The sequence below is a fragment of the Deinococcus sp. QL22 genome (genome assembly GCF_023370075.1).
Taxonomy (GTDB): domain Bacteria; phylum Deinococcota; class Deinococci; order Deinococcales; family Deinococcaceae; genus Deinococcus.
The window spans coordinates 195,191-215,262 of the sequence record NZ_CP097153.1 but is presented as its reverse complement, the minus strand read 5'-3'; the positions used below and the strand labels follow the sequence as shown (position 1 = coordinate 215,262).

Sequence of the window (20,072 nt, the reverse complement as noted above, 5' to 3'; positions counted from 1 at the left end):
GGCGCACCTCTGCGGTAGCCCCTGGAGAGTCCTTCAAATGAGTGCTGATTTCCCCCGTAGCCTGCTCATGACTGGTGGCTGCGGTTTTATAGGCAGCAACTTTGTCCGCTTTTGGCTGTCGCGCTTTCCCCTCAGCACAGTCGTGGTATACGACCTGCTGACCTACGCGGGCCGCCGGGAAAATCTAGGCGAACTGTGGGGCCATCCACAGCTGCATTTCGTTCTGGGGGACATTACTGATCTGGAGCGGGTTCGTCAGACCTGTCATGAGTATGCCATTGACCTGATCGTCAATTTTGCCGCAGAGACGCATGTGGATCAGTCGATTGCCCGCCCCCTGGTGTTCACCGAAACCAATGTGCGGGGCACCCACGTTCTGCTGGAAGTGGCCCGTGAGCTGGGAATCCGGCTGCATCAGGTGTCTACTGACGAGGTGTACGGGCATGTGCCTGAGCCTCAACAGCGTTCAGAAGACGACGCGCTGTGGCCCCGGAGTCCTTACGCGGCAAGCAAAGCGGCGGCAGATCAACTGGCACAGGCCTATTTCATCACCTACGGTTTGGCGGTTACCACCACCCGCGGCAGCAACACAGTTGGCCCCTATCAGCATCCTGAAAAAGCAGTGCCCCTGTTTTCAACCAATGCCTTGCTCGGTCAACAGTTGCCCATCTACGGCGACGGCCTTCAGCAGCGAGATTACGTCCATGTTCACGATCACTGCGCGGGCATCGAAGCCGTGCTGTTGCGCGGCACAGCAGGAGAAATCTACAACGTCGGAACGGGGCAAGACATCACCAACCTGGAGATGGTTGACGTCATTCTGGGGACATTGGGCAAAGACCGCTGCCTGATTGAACACGTGACAGACCGGCCCGGTCATGACCGCCGGTACTCGCTGAACGTAAGCAAGTTGCATGCCCTCGGCTGGGCAGCGCAGTACACCTGCCAGCAGGCCATCGCCGAAACGGCCCGCTGGTACGCTGGCCATGCCGAGTGGTGGCAACCGATTCGTAACGGCACTTTTCGTCAGTATTATCAGGAGCACTACGGCCAACGCCTGCCGGACACCGACCTGTGAACCCAGTGTCAAAGAATTAAAAACCGAATCTGCTGGGGCGTGAATGCGGCGGCCTGACGCCAGCCTCAACCCTCCACTTCCCCCCGCACGCCCAAGGCCTGCGCCACCTCCAGCGCCAATTTGTACGCTTGCGGATCACTGAATCCGGCCTGCTGCGCGGTCAGGTCATGGTCGCGTAAGCCGCAGCGCCGCAGCACGGCAGGGCTGATGAACTCCACGTTGGCGGCGCGGCACAGTTTCAGGGTCTGCAGCCTGAGGGCGTCAAGGTTGTCATACGGGAAAATCCTCATTTCCTCTGGGGCATGTAGCGGCCCGCCTGCACGTGCCAGCAGCGGGTTTAAGCTGGCCTGGGCCGAGGCACTGAGCAGGCTGAGTGTGCGTCGGCGGAGCAGGGTACCCCGTGCCGAGTCGAGCGCCCCCCAGCGCAACGCGACGAGTTCGCGGGCCTGCATCGCGTGTTCGTAGGTGAGGGTCAGGGCCGCGCAGAGGACGTCGTCAAGGGCACCTGCGTGCAGCAGCAGTTGCCGGATTTCGGCGGCGGAAGGCAGCGGATCGGTGGAGCGTACCGGCGGCGGGGCGGGATAATCGCGCAGTGGGTCGCGCCCGATCAGGTCTTCTCGTAGGAGCACTTGATAAACGTTGCGCAGCGTGCTCAGGCGGGCAATGACGGTATTGGAACTGACAGGCTTGCCGTGTTGGTGGTGGTGCAGCGGCCCAGACAGCCAGCCCTGAAAATCGGCGGGCGGATGCAGCAGGTTGACATGATCGGCCTGCGCCTGAGCAAAAATAGCCTTGAGGTTGGCCCGCACTTGCGGCAGGGGGCGGCTCAGTAATCCAGCGGTGTGAAGCGTCGTTGTTAACCGCTCCAGATCCGCGTCCCGCAGCGCCTGAATCAGAATCAGGGCACGTTCTTCTCGTGGATGCATGCTGCCGGTCAGTGTAGGCGAGATCAAAGCCAGATGTAATTATTTGTATACCGGAATGCCTCGTGCTTCTGAGGCCAAGTGAGCCACAGAAGCGGCACGTTCAGACCCAGGCTGGCGCTCCGGTGGAAGTGGTTCAACGATTCATTCGTCTGCTGCTTTCCACCAGAGCAAGTACCAGGCAGATGCCCCCATCAGACGCCTGCCCGAACCTCCATTTTCAAGTCTCAGGAACGAGCTTGACCGCCACAGGCTTCTTTCCCTTGCGCGTGACCAGCATCAGCCAGCCCGCGCCCAGCACGGCGGCCAAAACAGAGGCCAGCAGCACACCCAGTTTGGCCTGAGTCAGCAGGGCACTGTCATCAAACGCGAGGTTGGACACGAACAGACTCATGGTAAAGCCGATGCCCGCCAGTAGTCCCGCGCCGATCATCTGCGGCCAAGTGACGCGCCGGGGGAGGGACGCCACCCCCAGCCGGACGGCCAACCACGCGCCGCCCACCACGCCCAGCGGCTTGCCAATCAGAAGCCCAAAGATGACTCCCAGAGAAATGGTGCCCAAGCCGCCCGCAGACACGGCCACACCCGCATTCATCAGCGCAAAAACGGGCAGCACGGCAAAGGTGACCACCGGGTGCAGGGCATGTTCCAGTCGGTGCAGCGGACTCTGGGCACGCTCCAAGCGGTCTTCAAGGTCGCGCAGCCGTGCGCCGACCTGCTCGCCGCGTCCGGGTTTGGCGGCGTTGGTCAGCGAGGCTAGGTATCCGGCAGGATTGGGCTTGCGAATAGGCACGGCAAAGGCCAGCAGCACCCCAGCGATGGTGGCATGTAGCCCCGACTGCAACACGAAAAACCACAGGAGTACGCCCAGCACGCCGTACAGTTTGAGGCTCACGAAGCCGCGCCGTCCGAACAGCAGAGCCGCCACCCACGTCAGGGCGGCCAAGCCCAAGAACACCCCTTGAACGCCCGAGGTATAGAACAGCGCGATGACCAACACCGCGCCGAGGTCGTCCACGATGGCGAGGGCGGTCAGGAAGACCTTGAGGCCCACAGGGACGCGGGAACCGAGGAGCGCCAACACACCCAGCGCAAAAGCGATATCGGTGGCCATCGGCACGCCCCAGCCCGACGCCCCTGGCCCGCCCACATTCAGCAGGGCATACAAGCCCGCCGGAACGAGCATGCCGCCCGCCGCTGCCGCGACCGCCAACGTCGCCCGCCGCCGCGAAGCCAATTCGCCAATCAGGAGTTCGCGCTTGATTTCCAGCCCGACCAACAGGAAAAACACCGCCATCAGGCCGTCGTTAACCCAGTGTTCCAGCGAGAGTTTTAGAGACGAGTTGCCGAGATTCAGAGAAAAGTAGGTTTGCTGCAGTGCGGTGTAACTCTCACGCAGGGGCGAATTGGCCCATACGAAGGCGATCAGCGCCGTGCAGACCAACAGGAGGCCAGCAAACGCGCCATTCTGAACGAAGCGGGCAAATGGAGAGGCAGAAACACTGGAACCTGAGACGGGGGACGTAGACATGGAACCTCCAACAACAAAAACGTCTATCTCAAAGGGGAACAGCAGCAAATGTGCCGGGGCGAAACAGGGGCGGGTCACTGCTGTCAAAACGAACGCCACAAAAAACAATGGTGGAGGCCGACATGCGGACTCCACCAGTTCAACGTATAGCCGTTGGTACCTGCCGACAAAGCGGCGTTGCTGTTCTCTAAGTATACGGGAGGAGAATTGGCGAGGGCACCGACATGAGCCAGATGTAAAGGGAGGCACAGAGGCTTGAGCTGGGCCACAACACGACATACTGGCCTCCATGCGTTTCCTGTTGGCCTGCCTCGCTCTGGGCGTTTTTCCGGCCCACGCCGCCCCACTGACTGTGTTCGCCGCCTCCAGTCTGAGTGACGCCTTCAGCGAAATCGGCCACAAGTTCGATGCCCAAACTGGACACCGCACCACCTTTCAATTCGCCGGATCTCAACTTCTGCGCACGCAGCTGGGGCAAGGAGCGCGGGCCGACGTGTACGCCAGTGCCAACGCCGCCCAGTACGATCCGTTGGTGGAAGCAGGCCGCGCCGCGCCAGGCCAGACCTTCGTTCGCAACCGCCTGACGGTGATCGCGCCCAGGAACAGTACGGCGGTCAAGACCTTGGCCGATTTGGCCCGCCCCGGCGTGCAGCTGGTGCTGGCCGATAAAGCCGTGCCTGTGGGCGACGCCAGCCGCAAAGCTTTCGATCTGATCGCCAGAGCCGGAACCTACGGCAGCGACTTCAGCAGACGCGTGCAGGCCAACGTGGTCAGTGAAGAGCCCAACGTGCGGCAGGTGGCCGTAAAAATCCAGCTGGGCCAGGGTGACGCCGCCGTGGTTTATGTCAGCGACGTGACGCCCGCGCTGAAAAAAGACGTGCGAACCATCGGCCTGCCCACCCGGTTTAATCCGCTGGTCAGTTATCCCATCGGCACATTGACCGCCAGCCAGAATCCAGCGGCGGCGCGGGCCTTCGTGGCCTACGTCCTGTCTGCCGAGGGCCAACGCATCTTGAAGAAATGGGGTTTTGTCGGGGCGCGGTAGATTAGAGCCGTGTTCGTCCCGCGCCGCCTTCCGCTTCTGCTTCCGCCTGAAGCCCTCCATTCAGGTCAGGTCGGCCTATAAAACGCCCGGCCTGGCCCCCGCTGCCGCTGGCCCTGAGCGCCGTGCTGGTGGCTTTTTTGCTGCTGCCTACAGTGGTGCTGCTGGCACGTGGCCTCAGCGCTGACTTTTGGCCCACGCTGCTCAGTCCGGTGGTCGTGGACGCCCTGCGCGTCAGTGCCTGGACAACAGGCCTCAGTCTGCTGCTGACGGTTGGGCTGGGCACACCGACGGCCTGGGTTCTGGCTCGCCGCCGTTTTCCCGGTCACGCGCTGCTGGAAACCCTGCTGGATTTGCCGATCATGCTGCCGCCGGTGGTGGCGGGCGTGGCGTTGCTGCTCACGTTTGGCCAATCGGGGCTGCTGGGCCGTCCGCTGGAACTGGCCGGAATCCGCCTGGCATTCAGTCCGGCGGCGGTGGTGCTGGCGCTGCTGTTCACCAGTGCGCCCTACTATATTCGCGCAGCCAGAGCGGGTTTTTCGGCCTTCGACCCCGACATAGAAGCGGCGGCGCGGGTCGACGGAGCCGGAGGCGCGGGCGTGTTCTGGCGGGTGACTTTACCTCTCTCGCTGCCGTTTTTGCTGGAAGGGGTGGTGCTGGCGTGGGCGCGTTCGCTGGGGGAATTTGGGGCCACCATCCTGTTCGCTGGGTCGCTTCAGGGCCAAACCCGCACCATGACACTGGCGATTTACAGCGCCCTGGAAAGCGATTTGCGGCCTGCCCTCGTGCTGAGCGCGATTATGGTGGCCTCCGCTTTTGGCCTGCTGCTGCTGGTGCGCGTGCTGACGGCGGGGCGGCGGGGCGGGGCATAACGGCGCTCTGCGTCATAAGCCCAGACCACTGCTCTCCACGGCTTTAAAACCCCAGCTTGACACCCCTGCCGCCATTACCCTTTACCCTAGCTGCCATGCCACCTCTGCTGCTGGGCCACCGAGGCACCCCCCGCCTGCACCGCGAAAACACGTTGGCCGGATTTCAGGCTGCGCTGGACGCCGGACTGGACGGTATAGAACTGGACATACGCCGCCTGGGTGACGGCACGCTGGTCATTCATCACGACGCCGCGCTCAAAGATGGCCGCCCGCTGCCGCAGATGCAAAGCGCGGCGCTTCCCGCCGACGTGCCCACACTGGCCTCCACCCTCGCCTGGGCCGCCGATACAGGCGCCTATGTGAACATCGAGATCAAATTCGAGGCCACCCGCCCTGATGACCGCGTTCACCGCACGCTGGACGCGGTGCTGGCGTATGGCCTGCGCGGGCACGTGATCATCAGCAGTTTTAACCCTCTGGTGCTGGCGGCGGCGCTGCACCATTCGCCCTCGATAGAGCGCGGCCTGCTGATTCACCGGGCCTACCGTCTCGGCATGCTGGACGCCGTGCCATTCGCCATGCGCCGACTGAAAGCAGTCGCCCTGCATCCTATGTTTCCGCTGATCGATGACGCCCTGATGACGCAGGCGCGGGCGCACGGCTGGCGCGTGAACACGTGGACGGTGAACGACCCGGCAGAGGTGACGCGGCTGGTGGCCCTCGGCGTAGACGGCCTGATTGGAGACCTGCCCGAAGTGTTGCTGGGCGCCCGCTGAACTCTGGCGGCTCAAGTGTGAGCTAAGTTCCGCTTGACAGGAGGCTGATAGGAGGCGTCTACTTTGGGCAACGTGAAAACTATTTTGCTGACGCTGGCCCTGACGGGTACGGCCACTGCCCAGACCACGGTTGAATTCTGGCATTCCTTTGGGGACGCCAAGCGCGGCGACTGGATTCAGGCCCGCGCCGCCGAGTTCAACAAAGCCAATCCCGGCGTCAAGGTGGTGCCCAGCTACAAGGGCAGCTACAACGACAGCCTTCAGGCCACCATTCTGGCCGCCCGCCAGAACAAGGCCCCGGCCCTGGTTCAAATTTTTGAAGTCGGCAGCCAACTGGCCCTAGACAGCGGCGCGTTTCAGCCCGTCAGTTCTATCAAATCCGTGGATTTCAGCGATTACATCAAGCCCGTCATCAACTACTACACCATCGGCGGTAAGGTCAACAGCCTGCCCTTCAACTCCAGCAGCCCGGTGCTGTACTTCAACCACGACCTGATGAAAAAGGCGGGCCTGAACCCCAAAACGCCCCCCACCACCTTCGGCGGGATGCTGAAAGCCTGCCAGAAAATTGAGGCGGCCAAATTGGGCGCAACCTGCTTCGGCATGAGCCTGAACGGGTGGTTCATAGAGCAGTGGATGGCGCAGCAGGGCGCGGCGCTCCTCAACAACGGGAACGGGCGTCAGGGCCGCGCTACCGCCACCAACCTCGACAGCGCCGCTGCCAAGAATATCTTCACGTTCTTCAAGACCTTGCAGGCCAACAAGGCCTACACCTACACGGGTAAACTGGAAGACTGGGACGGCAGCGACGCCATCTTCACGAACCAGAAGACCGTCTTCCACATTACCTCCACCGCCGACATCGGCAATATCCGTGACGCAGCCAAAACCAGTGGCTTTACGGTGGGCGTGGGCGTGCTGCCTATCGCCGACAGCACCAAGCGCAACGGCGTCGTCATCGGCGGGGCGTCGCTATGGGTGTCCAAGGGCATCAGCAAGCCGCAGGCCGAGGGCGCGCTGGACTTTGCCCTGTACATGACCAACACCAAAAATATGGCCGACTGGCACAAGCTGACCGGCTACTACCCCGTGCGCCAGAGCTCTATCGAACTGCTGCGCAAGCAGGGCTGGTTTACCCAGTCGCCGCTGCAACTGGTGGCCTTTAATCAGCTGACCAAAACGATTCCCAGCGCTGCAACTGCGGGTGGACTGAACGGCGCGGCCATCCAGACCCGCAAGATCATCGAGGAAGGCATTCAGAAGGTGCTGGCAGGCCAGAGTGTAGACGCTGCCTTGAAAGAAACCAAAGCCCGTGCTGACGCCGCGCTGAACGAATACAACGCCAATTTCAAGTGAGCCGGGGAAGTTGATTCCAGAGGTGGTGGGGTTTGGCGGGCGTTAACGATTTCGGGTGAACCCCCCAGTCTGCTTCGCAGCCAGCCCCCTTAAGGGGAGCACAAAAGCTTTTAGTCCCCACCTTTAAGGGGGGCGGTGCAAAAGCAACGGGGGGTTCACCTTCCACCTCAATGCCTTCAAGGTGTTGCCCATGTTGAGAGTCGTTGTTCAGCCCGCTTCACCCGATTGACCTTTTGGCGGCCTGCCTTCCCCGGAGTTGGGAAAGTGGGCCGCACCCGTTATTTCAGAAGCCGCACTGCCCATGAAGCCGCGTTAAGGAGTCCCGCCTGTGAGAAGCCGACCATGCTGAAACCCGCTGCCACCCGCCCGCAACCCACCGAGGCCGAAGAACGCGCCGTGTTCCGGGGCACAGCGCTGCCGTGGGTGTTTTTGCTGCCCAGCCTGCTGATTCTGGCCGTGTTCGTGTACCTGCCCGCGCTGCAAACCCTGCGGCTGGCGGCCTACCGCGCCAACGTGATCCTCGGCACCGAGCGTTTTGTGGGGTTGGCGAACTTTACCGAACTGCTCCTGAGTCCGGCCTACCGCCAGGTGGCGCTGCAAACGCTGGTCTTCACCGTGCTGACCGTCACTTTTGGCCTGCTGTCGGCGCTGGGGCTGGCGTGGCTGGCGAGCCGCCCCATTCGCGGGGCCAACACCTACCGCCTGCTCCTCATCTACCCCTACGCGCTCAGTCCGGCCATCGCGGGCACACTGTGGCTGTTCCTGTTCAATCCCGAAATCGGGCTGGTGAATCAGATTCTCGGCTCGCTGTTCGATGTGCGCCCGCGCTGGCTGGACACGCCCAGCCTCGCCTTCGGGCTGGTCACGCTGGCCGCCATCTGGAAGGGGTTGGCGTACAACATCGTCTTTTATCTGGCGTCTATTCAAAACTTGCCCGGCGACGTGATGGAAGCCGCCGAAATAGACGGCGCGTCGGGAGCGCAGGTGTTCTGGCGGGTGGCCTTTCCGCTGCTCACGCCGATCACCTTCTTTCTGATCTTCACCAACGTCATTTCGGCGCTGTTCGACTCCTTTGCGCTCACCGACATTCTGACCAAAGGCGGGCCGTACACGGGCAACGCCGGGGTGACGACGTTCCTCGTGTATCAGCTGTATCAGGACGGATTCGTGAACTTTAAAACAGGCGCGGCGGCGGCTCAGGCGGCCCTGATGCTGGCACTGGTGGCCTTTATCACGTGGATGCAGTTCCGCGTCGGAGAACGGCGGGTGCACTATGGCGCGTGAAGTGCGGGCGGGTGTGGTGGGCGTGCCGAAGCTAGGCGCGGGCCGGAGCAAGGGCAGGCACGGACGCGTCTGGGTCACGCATCTAGCTCTGATCATCTCCATCCTCGTCATCAGCGCCCCCCTGATCTTTGCGCTGATCAAATCCACCCAGATTTCCAGCGAGGTCATCAGTCCCAAACTCATACCGGGCGGCGCATTCTTCGACAACCTGTCGGGTGTGTGGGTGGATGCCAAGCTGGGGCGCTATATGTGGAATAGCACCGTGCTGGCGGTGTCGGTCACGCTGGGCAAAACCGTGCTGTCGCTGCTGGCCGCCCTCGCCTTCGTGTATTTCCGCTTTCCCCTCAAGGGCCTCGCCTTCACCTTGGTGCTGCTCTCGCTGATGCTGCCCACCGAAGTCCTGATCATCGCCCTGTTCGATCTGGTCAGCCAAGACTTGAGGTGGGCCGACACCTACGCCGCGATCATCGTGCCCTTTTTGGCAAGTGCCACGGGAACTTTTTTGTTCCGGCAGCACTTTATGAACATTCCGACCAGTCTGGCCGACGCCGCCCGCATAGACGGCTGCGGCCCGCTGACCTACCTGACCCGCATCCTGATTCCCATGAGCTGGAACACGATCGGGGCGCTGGCCGTCATTCAGTTCGTGTACGCGTGGGATCAGTACATCTGGCCGCTGGTGATCTTGCAAAACGACGACAAACAGGTGGTGCAAGTCGGCCTGCGCCGTCTGATCGAAGTGGGCGGCCAGACCGACTGGGGCGCGGTCATGGCGGGCGCCATCGTGACCATGATTCCGCCGCTGGTCGTGTTTACCGCCCTGCAAAAGCAGTTCAGCCGGGGCTTTGCGCTGACGGAAGACAAGTGAATTTAAACTGATCTCCCAACAAAGAAAGGCGGGCCTCGACTCAGAATGTTGAGGCCCGCCTTTTTCACTCCCAACTCAGCGCTTAAATTTAAAACTCTTGACGAACGCGGCCATCACGGGGGTCAGGCCGGCCTTGTCTTTCAGTTGCGTGGTGCCTGTCAGCACATACGCCTTGCCGCCCGACAGCGCAAAGGTCTGCACAAAGTACAGGCTAAATTCGCCTTGTCTGCCGCTAAAAACCTGCTCGCGTCCGGCCACGCCGCCCAGCGTTACATTGCGTGAAGACACCAGTTTGTAATCGGTAATCAAACGCTTCAGGGTGGCTTGCCCCGCCTGCGCGTACTGCGAAACAGTGATGCCAGCGGGCAATTTTTCGACGAGGACGTTGGCATTCACCGAAAAGTTGCCTGTGGTACCGGGCGCGACAAACGCCACGACCACGCCCGGCACACTGACTTGCTGCCAGCCTTTGGGGGCAGTCACCGCAAATTTTTCGGCGGCATTCACGTATTCGGCACTTGCCACAGAAGCCGTAACGAGGGCGGCCAGCACGGCTCCAGATCGGAAAGAGTGTTGCATAGGCTGAGCTTACGGGGGAGCCTGCCGGGTCACCTTGGGCAAATCTGAGGCAAGGATTCACGGGCTGGCAGGCGCGTGGGGTGAGGCGGATTTCGCGCACATCTGAACCTTGTGCCCTGCCGTTGCGTACCTTGATGTAAAGATGGGCAATCGCCTGAGCAACCGGGCTGAAATGACTATGCTTATCCCGCCCGGTATTTTCCCCTTCTTGGTTCCAAAGGATGTTCCATGACCCCATCAATACCTGCCGCCCGCACCTCTCGACCCTCTTGCGCCTGCCGCGTGACCGCCCATGCCTGAGGCGTTGGTGATCGGGGCGGGGCAGGCAGGCGGCCCGCTGGCAGGCGCACTGGCCGGCGCCGGGTGGTCGGTGACGCTGGTGGAGCGTGAACATGCGGGCGGCACCTGCGTCAACGAGGGCTGCACGCCCACCAAAACCATGATCGCCAGTGCCCACGCCGCGCATGTGGCCCGCCACTCAGCGGCGTTGGGGATACATACTGGGGGCGTGCGTGTGGATCTGGGCCAGATCGTAGACCGCGTGCAGGGCATCGTGGACAGCTTCCGGGACGGCAGCGAAGCTGGAATCGTGCGGGCAGGCGTGAAGCTGATCTACGGCAGCGCCCGATTTACTGGCGTGCGGGAAGTGGAGGTGGCCCTGAACAGTGGCGGCACCCAGCACCTCCGCGCCGACTCGGTGTTTATCAATGCCGGAGCCAGACCCCGCCTGCCCGAAGTGCCCGGATTGGCCGAAGTGGGAGTCATGACCTCCCGCGACATCCTGCAGCTGCGCGACCTGCCCAGCCACCTGCTGATCTTGGGCGGTGGCTACATCAGTCTTGAATTTGCCCAACTGTTCGCCCGCCTCGGCAGCCGGGTCACGGTGATCGACACGGGCCCGCGCCTGCTGCCCCGCGAAGACGAGGACGTGGCGGCGGCTCTGCGGCAAGTGCTGGAAGGGGAAGGCGTCAGTTTCGTGCTGGGCGCACACCTGGCCCGCGCCGAACGCAACGGGGGAGAAGTGGCCCTGCATCTTACTGGTCAGGATGGAGAACAGACCCTCTCCGGCTCGCACCTGCTGGTGGCGGTGGGCCGGATTCCCAACACCGAAACCCTGAACGTGCAGGCCACCGGCGCGGCGCTCGACAAGCAAGGATTTATCGTGGTAGACGATTATTTGCAGGCCGCAGAAGGCGTATATGCCCTCGGAGACATCAAGGGCGGCCCCGCCTTTACCCACATCTCCTACGACGACTTCCGAATGGTGCGCGACGCCGTGCTGCACGGCCAGCAGCGGCGGGTCAGCGGGCGGCTCGTGCCCTACACGCTGTTTACTGACCCGCAACTGGGCCGCGTCGGCTTAGACCGTCAGCAGGCGCAAGGGCTGGATCGCCCGACCCGGATTTACACCCTGCCGATGACCTCGGTGGCCCGCGCCATAGAAACCGGAGCCACCGCCGGGCTGATGCGGGCCGTGGTAGACGACCAAACAGACCAGGTGTTGGGCGTGACCGTGCTGGGGCCGGAAGGCGGCGAGATCATGAGCGCCCTGCAACTGGCGATGATGGGCGGCCTGACGGCGACCACGCTCCGTAACGCGACTTTGGCCCACCCGACCCTCAGCGAATCCATCAACAACCTGTTTATGGGCGTGCCGGAAGTGGTGCGAGGTGAGGCAGTGGCAGCAGACTGAAGTTGTCACCACCGCTTATGTAGACCGCAGAACGCCACCGAAATCGGTCTGATCTTGGTGGCGTTCTGACATTCAGGCGTTCATCTTCAGTCCGTGCTGGACTTGTTCTTCGCGCTGGTCATGTCGCCCGCGCCCATCATCTGCTGGGTTTCGGCGTAGGCCTGCGGCATGGGCGGGGCCAGCTGCGGCTCCTGACCCATCGGCTTGGAGGCCCGGATGCGGAATTCGCCGTTGCCGTCCAGCGAAGGCCCGTGCGTATAGCGGCCTTCGGGCACCTCCACGCCCTCAATGCCGTGGAAAAAATAGTCGTAACTGACATCCTGAATCTCTTCGCTTCGCGGGAAGCTGTTGGGAATCGGCAAGGTGCCCTGATGCCCGCCAAGTTCCTCGATCACGGCCAGCCATTGCTGCTGGTGCATGGTATCCCGCGCAATCAGGAAGCGCAGCATGTCCTTCATGCCGGGGTCGTCGGTCAGTTCGAACAGGCGGCAGGCCAGGGCGCGTCCGGTGGCTTCGGCGGTCACATTGGCGTACATATCGGCGGCGAGGTTGCCACTGGCGTACACGTGCGAGCCATTGAACGGCACGCCGTTGGCATCCGAGGCCAGCGCCGCCATGCCCGCCGAGAGGTATTGCCGGGGATCCATGCCGCCCATCAGGGCTTCTACTACCGGATTGGCCTTCGCCACCGACTCTTTAAGGCTGCTGGGCGCACCCTCCAGATTCAGTGCAACTGCGGTGGCCAGCATCTCGATGTGGCCGATTTCTTCGGTGCCGGTGGACATCAGCATGTTGCGGTACTTGGCCGGGCCGCGTGCGCCGAACGCCTGAAAGAGGTACTGAAGGCACACACGGATTTCGCCCTCCACTCCGCCGATGGCCTGCTGAAGCAGGCGGGCAAACCGGGGATCAGGAGTATCGACGCGGACGGTGTACTGTAATTTGTTGTCGTAGTAGAACATGCTGCCCTCCTCAGGGGTACTGCTGAGGGGCATTCGAACAGGTGCAGCCGAGTGCAGGATAAGGTACAGCTGAGATCAGAAATGGGTCAGAACTACGGCTACCCTCCAACTGGCTCAAGGCGCACGGGGTTGGGCCTCATGTTAGAAATTTAGGCGCAGGCTGTGGATTGACTGGTCAGAAGTATCTAACGACAGAATCAAGACCTATCTGGAGCAGTTTGTAAACGGATTGGCCTGACTCAGATCAACAGCCTCATCCTGGAACAGCCCAGGGTTGCGCCGCCTGCCGCACGCGGGCCACTACCTGCCGTTCCCGCGCCAGATAGCGGCTGGACGGCAACTGCACCCCAAAGGCCGCGACCACTTCGCCTTCCCACCAGAGCGGCACGCCCACCGCGCAGTGGCCCGCAATCCATTCTTCTATCGAGTGGGCGCAGGCGTCGGCCCGCACACGCTCCAGTTCGCCCGCCCATTCGTCAGGCGTGGTGATGGTGCTGGGGGTAAAAAGTTCGAAGCTGGGCAGCGCCGGACGACCATACGCATACAGGATTTTCCCGGCAGCCGTGGCGTTGGCGGGCAGCGTCACATCAGTCTGTACAGCGGTGTGGTGGGCGTCGGGATCACCGAGGGCGCGGTGAATGCAGACCACCCGGCCTTCTTCCAGCACACACAGGAAGCCCAGCCCCCGCGTGGCCTGCGCCAGGTCGGCCAGGGCGCTGCGGGCGCGGGAAAACCAGGGCAGCGCGTCGGTCAGCAGCGCGCCAAATTCGGCCAACTGCCAACTCAGGCGGTAGCGCCCGCCCGGAATGCGCCGCAAGAACCCGGCCCCTGCCAGCCCCGACAGGTAAAACTGCGCTGTGGAGCGCGGCCAGCCCAATCGAACGGCCAGCGGGCGCGACCCCCATTCCGGCTCGTTGACCGTGAAGGCCCGCAGCACGGTGGCGGCTTTATCCAGCGACGGCGACATAGGGTCATGTTACCGCGCAATATGGTTGGACGCGCCCCTTGAGTGGCAACCTGCTCAGGCCGAACACTAAAGGCATGACCGCCGAATCTGCACCTGGTATCAGCACCCCGGCCCCCGTCATCCGCGCCCCGCGTGGCCCCGCCCGCACCGCCAAAGGCTGGATTCAGGAGGCGGCCAAGCGCATGCTGATGAATAACCTCGACCCGGAGGTGGCCGAGCATCCCGAAGACCTGATCGTGTACGGCGGGCGCGGCAAGGCGGCGCGGGACTGGCCCAGCTTTCACAAAATTGTGGAGGTGCTGGACAGGCTGGAAAACGACCAGACGCTGCTGGTGCAGTCGGGCAAGCCGGTGGCCGTGCTGAACACGCATACCCTCGCGCCCCGCGTGCTGATCGCCAATTCCAACCTCGTGCCGCACTGGGCCAACTGGGAAACCTTCGACAAACTGGATCAGGCCGGGCTGATGATGTACGGCCAGATGACGGCCGGATCGTGGATTTACATCGGCACTCAGGGCATTTTGCAGGGCACCTACGAAACCTTTGCGGGCGCGGCGACCAAGCATTTCGGCGGGACTCTCAAAGGAACAATCACGGTTACCGCTGGTCTGGGCGGCATGGGCGGAGCGCAACCCCTCGCGGTCAAGCTGGCGGGCGGCGTGTGCATTTGCATCGACATAGACGGCAGCCGCATTCAAAAACGGCTTGACACCAGGTATCTGGATACGGTGGCGGCCAACCTCGATGACGCTCTGGCGCTGGCAGAGGCGGCCAAAGCGGAAGGCCGGGCGCTGAGCATCGGCCTGCTGGGCAACGCCGCCGACCTCGTGCCGGAACTGGTGCGCCGCAACTTCACCCCCGATCTGATCACCGACCAGACCAGTGCCCACGACCCGATGTGGGGCTACCTGCCCAGAGCCGAGGCCGACGAGGACGTGAACGAACTGCGCCGCAGCCAGCCCGACGAGTATTTGTGCCGGGCGCGTGCAGCGATGGCCGAGCATGTTCGGGCCATTCTGGAACTGCAACGGCGCGGCGCGGTGGCCTTCGATTACGGCAACAATCTGCGCGAACAGGCCCGCATCGGTGGCGTGGATGACGCCTTCTCGTATCCCGGGTTCGTGCCCGCTTTTATCCGTGACAGCTTCTGCGAGGGGCGTGGCCCGTTCCGCTGGGTGGCCCTCAGTGGCGAGGCAAGCGACATTTACGCCACCGACAAAGCACTCTTAGAACTGTTCCCCAACGACGCCCGCCTGCAAGCGTGGCTCACCTACGCCGCCGACCAGATCGCTTTTCAGGGCCTGCCCGCCCGCATCTGCTGGCTGGGCTACCGCGAGCGCGACCTCGCCGCCAAATTGTTCAACGAAATGGTGGCCGATGGAAGGCTCAGTGCGCCCATTGTCATTGGCCGCGACCACCTCGATGCCGGAAGTGTCGCCAGCCCGTACCGCGAAACCGAAGCCATGCTGGACGGCTCCGACGCCGTGTCCGACTGGCCGCTGCTGAACTTTGCCACCGGAGTCGCGTCGGGCGCAGGCTGGATGAGTTTCCATCACGGCGGCGGCGTGGGCATGGGCTACAGTCAGCATTCCGGCCTGGTGGCAGTGGCCGACGGTTCCGAGGAAGCCGCGTGGCGCCTCTCGCGCTGTCTGACCAACGACCCTGCGATGGGCGTGATTCGCCATGCCGACGCGGGCTACGAACTGGCGCGGAGTGTGGCACGGGAGCGGGGGCTGGATTTGCCGAGCTTGGGGATTGAGGACAAGTAGGGGAAAGATCATGCAGATAACCAACGCTTTCCACATGCTGCTCGGCGCTCTGACCTTGACGACCTTTGCTGGGGCACAAGGCGATTCGCCACCTGCGCCCCAGACCTACACCGTGACGCTACGGAGTGGCACAAAAGTCGAAGTGACCGCCCCCGCCTCCACTCCCCACCCGGATAGCGGCTGGATCACCTGGCAGTTTGAACGCAAAGCCGCTTCCGCCGATGGGCGGTTCGTGGCCGTGATGTTCCTCAAAGATGCGGTCTTCGCCAAGGACAACGTGACGGTGGTGTACCTTGTTAAACCCGGTGGGCAGATTTTGGCCCTGCCCGAGAGCGACGTGAATACCCTGAACTGGACGCCAAACGGCCAGTATCTCCTCGGCGGCGGCGTGAATACCCTGCGCCTCTGGAACACCAACGGCAAGCTGCGAACTCGCGTGCTGGACAGCATCGGCGCTCTAGACACCACAGGTCTTTTCGCCTGTGTCTCGCCCCTGTCCTTTGATGAGGCTGCCGTGACCGTCCAGCGTCTCCTTGTACCGTACCTTCAGCCTGCTGGCACGTTTCCTCTGCCCAAAGCGCCTACAGAAGAAGAAAGGTTTTGCCGATGACCTCACCCACCCACCTCCCCTACGGCGGCATCGCCTCCTTCGCCCGCGCTCCCATCGTGCGGCCAGATGGACATTGGCGAGCTTTTGCTGCCGTGCTGGGCATTCCCTACGACATCGCTCTCGGCTTCCGCCCCGGCGCACGCTTTGCCCCACGTGCCCTGCGGGAAGCCAGCCTGCGCTACGTGCCTCCGTTCGCGGGCCTGGACGGACGGGTACGCCTTGACCCCGCTCACTATCCAGACCCGCTGATGGTGGACGGAGGCGACGTGGTGCTGCCCAGCCTCGAACCTGAACTGGCCCGCGAGCGCATCACGGCCGCGGCGCGTCAGATCAAAGAACGGTGCCGCCTGCCTGTCTTTTTGGGCGGAGATCACAGCGTCACTTATCCATTGCTGCGGGCCTTCCATGACATTCCCGACCTGCATGTCATTCAACTGGACGCCCATCTGGACTTCACGGATACCCGCAACGACACGCGCTACAGCAACTCCAGCCCGTTTCGCCGTGCCTGTGAAGACCTGCCCAATCTGGTGCATATCACGACGCTGGGCCTGCGCGGGCTGAGATTTGACGCCGAAGCAGTGGCGGCGGCCCGTGCGCGGGGGCATACGCTGGTGCCGATGGAGGTCGTGGAAGCGCAGCTTCAGGACACTCTCGCCGCCCTACCCGCCCGCTGCCCGGTTTACCTGAGCATCGACGTAGACGCCTTCGACCCTGCCGTGTTACCCGGAACCAGCAGCCCCGAACCGGACGGGTTTTCGTATGCCTTAGCCATGCGCCTGATCCGCGAAGTCGTGCGGCGTCACCGGGTGATAGGGCTGGATGTGGTCGAACTGGCTCCGAACCTCGATCCCACCGGACGCAGCGAACTATTGGCCTCCCGCCTGATCATGGAAACGCTGGCCGAGGTGTTCGGTGCGGAGGTATCCAATGTCCGGGAATAGGGGAGAGCGCACCCTGTTTACCGGAATCTCGCAACTGGTGACGCCCGGAGCTGGCCCCCAGCGCGGCGCGGCCATGCGTGACCTCACGCTGATTTCAGGGGCGGCGATGCTGGTGGAGGATGGTCTGATCGCTTGGGTAGGTTCAGAAAAGGACGCGCCCCCAACCGATCAATTTCACGATCTCGGCGGTGTGGCGGTCACGCCCGCCCTGACTGATCCGCACACCCACGCCGTCTGGGCTGGAGACCGTCTCAGCGACTTCGAGGCCCGTGTACAGGGCGTTCCCTATGAAACGATTCTCGCGCAGGGCGGCGGCATTCGCGCCACCATGAGGGCCACTGCTGATGCGAGCTTGTCTGATCTCGTGGCGCTGGCTGCCCCCCGGATACAGGCTTTAGTCCGCTCTGGTGCGGCCACCATCGAAATCAAGAGTGGCTACGGGCTGGACTTCGACGCTGAGATTCGGATGTTGGAAGCGGTGCGGTTACTGCAAACGCACACGGCGGCCACGCTGTTGCCGACGCTGCTGCTGCATGTGCCGCCCGCAGAAGGCCGCGCCGAGTACGTGCAGGACGTGTGCCAGAGCTTGATCCCCCGCGTAGCGAACGCAAAGCTAGCGACTGCCGTAGACGTGTTCTGCGAGCAGGAAGCGTTTACGGGAGACGAAACCCGCCAATTCTTCGCGGCGGCGCGTTTGTATGGCCTGAACATCAAACTGCACGCCGACCAATTCCACGCTCTCGGCGGCACGGAACTGGCTTGTGAACTCGGGGCGCTGAGCGTCGATCATCTGGAAGCCAGCGGGGAAGCGCAGATTGCCGCACTGGGCCGAAGTCATACTGTCGCCACCATCCTTCCCGGCGTCACCCTCCACCTGGGTCTGCCCGCCGCCCCTGCCCGCCAACTCATCGACGCGGGCGCGTGCGTCGCCATCGGCACCGACCTCAATCCCGGCAGTTCGCCGCTGTACAGCGCACAACTGGCCCTCGCGCTGGGCGTGCGCCTGAACCGCCTGACGCCCGCCGAGGCCCTGACCGCCGCCACCGTCAATGCCGCTGCTGCACTGGGTCTGACGGATCGGGGGGCACTCGTTCCCGGCATGCGGGCCGATTTCCTCGCCTTGCACTCCGGCGATTGGCGCGACCTCGCCTACACGCTGGGCGCGAATCCGGTTCAGTCGGTCTTCGTGGCTGGCCGGGAGCAAGGCCAGATGAACCTGCACAGGCAGACACAGGAGCAAGCACTATGATTTTGGATTCCACCCTGACTTTATCCGACTTTGAGCGCGTGGTGCGTGGCCGCGAACAAGTGACGTTGGCTCCCGCCGCCCTGACCCGCATCCGCCGCGCCCGCGCCGTCATCGAGCGCATCGTGGACGGCACCGAAGCGGTCTACGGCATTAATACCGGCTTTGGTAAATTTGCCACCATCGGCATAGACCGGGATCAACTGGAGCAACTTCAGCACAACCTGATCGTGTCTCACGCCATCGGCATGGGTCCGCCGCTGCCAGGTGAAGTGGTGCGCGGGATGCTGCTGCTCCGGGCGCAATCGCTGGCGCTGGGGCATTCGGGCGTGCGCGAAGAGGTCGTCGATCTGTTGCTGGCGCTGCTGAATGCGGGGGCGCATCCGGTCATTCCGGCTCAGGGATCGGTGGGCGCGTCGGGCGACCTCGCGCCGCTGGCGCACCTGGCGTTGGCGCTGATCGGACATGGAGAACTGGACTTTGCCGGACAGGTTCGGCCTGCCGCCGACGTGCTGGCCGAACTGAATCTGTCGCCGCTGACCTTGCAGGCCAAAGAGGGCCTCGCGCTGATCAACGGCACGCAACTGATGGGCAGTCTGCTGGCCCTGAACGTGCTGGACACCCAAACCCTGCTAAGAACTGCCAACCTCGCCGCCGCCATGACCATCGAAGCCATGCGCGGCAGCCACCAGCCCTTCCGCGACGATGTGGTGCGGCTGCGGCCCCATCCCGGTGCGCTGGAAGTGGCCGCCGAACTGCGGCAGCATCTCCACGGCAGCCTGATCGCCCCCTCTCACGCCGACTGCGGGCGCGTGCAGGACGCCTATAGTCTTCGTGCCGTGCCGCAAGTCCACGGGGCCACGCAAGACGTACTGCATCATGCCGAGCGTGTGCTGGCCGTCGAATTTGCTTCCGTCACCGATAATCCGCTGGTGCTTCCTGAATCAGATGAAGTCATCAGCGGCGGTAATTTTCACGGGCAACCGCTGGCCCTCACCGCCGACGCGCTCACGGTGGCGGTAGCCGAACTCGCCTCCATCTCTGAGCGCCGCTGCGAGCAACTGCTGAACCCGGCGCTGTCGGGCCTGCCCGGATTTCTGACCCCGCAGCCGGGCCTCAGCAGCGGCCTGATGATCGCGCAGTACACCGCCGCCGCCTTGGTCAGTGAAAACAAGGTGCTCAGCCACCCCGCCAGCGTGGACAGCATTCCGACCAGTGCCAATCAGGAAGATCACGTGAGTATGGGGGCGCACGCCTGCCGCAAGCTGCGCGACGTGCTGGACAACTCTTTTACGGTGATCAGCATCGAACTCTTGTGCGGGGCGCAGGCGCTCGACATGCAGGCCATGAAGTTCAGGCCGCTCGCTCCCGGTGTAGGTGTCGGAGCCGCTTACGCCCGAATTCGTCAGGATGTCGCCACGCTGGACGCAGACCGCTATTTCAAACCAGAGTTGGATGAGTTGCTGAAGGCGGTCAGAAGCGGGGCTGTGCTGAAGGCGGTTGACAGAGCCAGAACTGACCACTCTGTTTGAATTATGTAATTCAGAGTGGCAATCAGGGAACCAAAGAACG

General features: G+C 63.0%; 18 protein-coding genes. 13 read left to right on the top strand and 5 right to left on the bottom strand.

The genetic code is table 11. The features are described 5' to 3' along the window. The first annotated feature begins 37 nt into the window (after positions 1–37). Positions 38–1,078, top strand: a complete 1,041-nt coding sequence (rfbB, locus tag M1R55_RS25700; protein ID WP_249395828.1) for a dTDP-glucose 4,6-dehydratase — start codon at positions 38–40, stop codon at positions 1,076–1,078. 65 nt (positions 1,079–1,143) lie between these two features. On the opposite strand, the gene M1R55_RS25695 is transcribed toward rfbB, so the two are convergent. Together M1R55_RS25695 and nhaA are read right to left on the bottom strand one after the other, a co-directional pair. After that, positions 1,144–2,004, bottom strand: coding sequence for a hypothetical protein (locus M1R55_RS25695; protein ID WP_249395827.1), 861 nt, complete (start codon positions 2,002–2,004; stop codon positions 1,144–1,146). A 217-nt stretch (positions 2,005–2,221) separates the two neighbouring features. Further along, positions 2,222–3,532: a Na+/H+ antiporter NhaA gene (gene nhaA / locus M1R55_RS25690; protein WP_249395826.1), complete on the bottom strand. Its 1,311-nt coding sequence runs from the start codon at positions 3,530–3,532 to the stop codon at positions 2,222–2,224. Positions 3,533–3,821: 289 nt separating this feature from the next. On the opposite strand from nhaA, the gene modA reads away from it, so the two are divergent. From modA to M1R55_RS25660, 6 genes are all read left to right on the top strand, one after another. After that, the gene (gene modA / locus M1R55_RS25685) at positions 3,822–4,577 is read left to right on the top strand and encodes a molybdate ABC transporter substrate-binding protein (protein ID WP_249395825.1); all 756 of its coding nucleotides are present in this window, start codon (positions 3,822–3,824) and stop codon (positions 4,575–4,577) included. 137 nt (positions 4,578–4,714) lie between these two features. Beyond that, positions 4,715–5,446, top strand: a complete 732-nt coding sequence (locus M1R55_RS25680; protein ID WP_249395824.1) for an ABC transporter permease — start codon at positions 4,715–4,717, stop codon at positions 5,444–5,446. 95 nt (positions 5,447–5,541) lie between these two features. Beyond that, the gene (locus M1R55_RS25675) at positions 5,542–6,222 is read left to right on the top strand and encodes a glycerophosphodiester phosphodiesterase (RefSeq protein WP_249395823.1); all 681 of its coding nucleotides are present in this window, start codon (positions 5,542–5,544) and stop codon (positions 6,220–6,222) included. Positions 6,223–6,285: 63 nt separating this feature from the next. After that, positions 6,286–7,578, top strand: a complete 1,293-nt coding sequence (locus M1R55_RS25670; protein ID WP_371827315.1) for an ABC transporter substrate-binding protein — start codon at positions 6,286–6,288, stop codon at positions 7,576–7,578. Positions 7,579–7,920: 342 nt separating this feature from the next. Next, positions 7,921–8,862, top strand: coding sequence for a carbohydrate ABC transporter permease (locus M1R55_RS25665; protein WP_249395822.1), 942 nt, complete (start codon positions 7,921–7,923; stop codon positions 8,860–8,862). Continuing rightward, a complete protein-coding gene (locus M1R55_RS25660) occupies positions 8,852–9,730 on the top strand; it encodes a carbohydrate ABC transporter permease (protein ID WP_249395821.1) in 879 nt (292 codons plus the stop codon). The genes M1R55_RS25665 and M1R55_RS25660 overlap by 11 nt, the downstream gene beginning before the upstream one ends. A 75-nt stretch (positions 9,731–9,805) precedes the next feature. Here M1R55_RS25660 and M1R55_RS25655 read toward each other — a convergent pair whose 3' ends face one another. Further along, complete coding sequence (locus M1R55_RS25655) at positions 9,806–10,309, bottom strand: DcrB-related protein (RefSeq protein WP_249395820.1); 504 nt, start codon at positions 10,307–10,309, stop codon at positions 9,806–9,808. Positions 10,310–10,601: 292 nt separating this feature from the next. Between M1R55_RS25655 and M1R55_RS25650 the strand changes: the two genes are divergently transcribed. Next, on the top strand, positions 10,602–12,002 hold the full coding sequence (locus M1R55_RS25650; protein WP_249395819.1) for a mercuric reductase: 1,401 nt from the start codon (positions 10,602–10,604) through the stop codon (positions 12,000–12,002). Between the two features lie 86 nt (positions 12,003–12,088). On the opposite strand, the gene M1R55_RS25645 is transcribed toward M1R55_RS25650, so the two are convergent. Next, the gene (locus M1R55_RS25645; protein WP_249395818.1) at positions 12,089–12,964 is read right to left on the bottom strand and encodes a manganese catalase family protein; all 876 of its coding nucleotides are present in this window, start codon (positions 12,962–12,964) and stop codon (positions 12,089–12,091) included. 253 nt (positions 12,965–13,217) lie between these two features. After that, positions 13,218–13,931, bottom strand: a complete 714-nt coding sequence (locus tag M1R55_RS25640) for an IclR family transcriptional regulator (RefSeq protein WP_249395817.1) — start codon at positions 13,929–13,931, stop codon at positions 13,218–13,220. Positions 13,932–14,005: 74 nt separating this feature from the next. On the opposite strand from M1R55_RS25640, the gene hutU reads away from it, so the two are divergent. Genes hutU through hutH form a run of 5 tightly spaced genes read left to right on the top strand, consistent with a single transcriptional unit; the run spans position 14,006 to position 20,032 of the window. Beyond that, positions 14,006–15,700, top strand: coding sequence for a urocanate hydratase (gene hutU, locus M1R55_RS25635; protein ID WP_249395816.1), 1,695 nt, complete (start codon positions 14,006–14,008; stop codon positions 15,698–15,700). 10 nt (positions 15,701–15,710) lie between these two features. After that, positions 15,711–16,310, top strand: a complete 600-nt coding sequence (locus tag M1R55_RS25630) for a hypothetical protein (protein WP_249395815.1) — start codon at positions 15,711–15,713, stop codon at positions 16,308–16,310. Beyond that, positions 16,307–17,254: an arginase family protein gene (locus tag M1R55_RS25625; protein ID WP_249396124.1), complete on the top strand. Its 948-nt coding sequence runs from the start codon at positions 16,307–16,309 to the stop codon at positions 17,252–17,254. Before M1R55_RS25630 ends, M1R55_RS25625 begins: the two co-directional genes overlap by 4 nt. Further along, positions 17,241–18,503, top strand: coding sequence for an imidazolonepropionase (gene hutI / locus M1R55_RS25620; RefSeq protein ID WP_249396123.1), 1,263 nt, complete (start codon positions 17,241–17,243; stop codon positions 18,501–18,503). The genes M1R55_RS25625 and hutI overlap by 14 nt, the downstream gene beginning before the upstream one ends. Beyond that, positions 18,500–20,032 carry a histidine ammonia-lyase gene (gene hutH, locus M1R55_RS25615; protein WP_249396122.1) on the top strand — a complete coding sequence of 511 codons (1,533 nt, stop codon included), beginning with the start codon at positions 18,500–18,502 and terminating at the stop codon, positions 20,030–20,032. Before hutI ends, hutH begins: the two co-directional genes overlap by 4 nt. The last annotated feature ends 40 nt before the right edge of the window (positions 20,033–20,072 follow it).